General features: G+C 59.9%; 1 protein-coding gene. It reads left to right on the top strand.

Features of this window, described 5'->3' with window-relative positions:
- Positions 1-174: 174 nt before the first annotated feature.
- Positions 175-1,110, top strand: coding sequence for an IS110 family transposase (locus CVM52_RS25970; RefSeq protein ID WP_240621087.1), 936 nt, complete (start codon positions 175-177; stop codon positions 1,108-1,110).
- The last annotated feature ends 16 nt before the right edge of the window (positions 1,111-1,126 follow it).

Raw genomic sequence — 1,126 nt, 5'->3', positions numbered from 1 at the left:
CCATCCTTGTGTGTTCAAGATCGGGCATACTGAGAATGCAGGTGGGACCCCGTTCCATCCCGGGGAGGTAGATCCCGCTGAGTAGCAAGGGGCTCATCTGCACCGCCGCCATTTGAACCTGAACAGTTGCAAGGGGCGACCGCAGTGCCGACCCCGAATATCAAGGATAGGACAATGACTTTGCCCCAAACCTACATCGGCGTTGATGTTGCGAAAGACTGGATTGACATATGTGACCCCGCCACCTCTCGGCAGGTGAGAATCCCGACCGACCGCCGATCGCTCCGCAGTTTTGCAGAAACGGTTGGCACATCCATCGTCATCCTCGAAGCGTCCGGTGGCTACGAGCGACCCGTAATATCCGCTCTCTCCGAAGCTGGGCGGCTCGTGACGTGTGTGAACCCCCGGCATGCCCGCGAGTTTGCCCGCGCGACCGGGCGCCTGGCCAAGAGTGACCGCGTCGATGCGCAGGTGCTGGCCGAGATGGGACGCGCTCTACAGTTGGCTCCAGCGAGCCAGCGTTCTGCCGAACGCCAGCGTTTGTCTGATCTTACTGCCCACCGGTCGAACATCACCACTATGATCGTTGCAGAGAAGAACCGCTTGAGGACAACTCAGGATGCATGGATCCGGCGCAACATCGCGCGGCACATCAAGACCCTGCAAGCCAACCTCGCGAAAGCCGAGGCAGAGATAGAAGCCGTTATCCAGGAACAAGACGACTTGCGCGAGCAGGCGGCGCGCCTACGCCAAATTAAAGGGATCGGACCCGTCGTATCAGCAACCTTGATCGCGCAGCTCCCTGAACTTGGTCAGCTTGACCGACGAAGGATCGCGGCTCTCGCCGGGCTGGCTCCACATGCCAATGACTCCGGGCACCGACGCGGCAAACGCAGCATATGGGGTGGACGTGGCACGATCAGGCGCACGCTCTATCTGGCAGCACTCACCGCCAGCAGGTTCGACCCGAGGTTCAGGGCCTTCAAGGAGCGCCTGCTTGCGGCTGGAAAAGCCAAGAAGCCCGTCATCGTCGCATGCGCGCGCAAGCTACTGACCGTTCTCAACGCAATGATCAAAACTGGAACGGCCTACCGAGACGCCATTGTTTGAAACACAGTTGCTACTC

It is taken from the genome of Pseudooceanicola lipolyticus (assembly GCF_002786325.1).
GTDB classification, from domain to species: domain Bacteria; phylum Pseudomonadota; class Alphaproteobacteria; order Rhodobacterales; family Rhodobacteraceae; genus Pseudooceanicola_C; species Pseudooceanicola_C lipolyticus.
The sequence above is the reverse complement of the archived record's forward strand: the minus strand, read 5'-3'. Positions and strand labels throughout refer to the sequence as shown.

What these genes read in the sequence shown, in the direction of transcription:
- CVM52_RS25970 (WP_240621087.1), top strand. Translation starts at nt 175, where the DNA reads ATGACTTTGCCCCAAACCTACATCGGCGTTGATGTTGCGAAAGACTGG.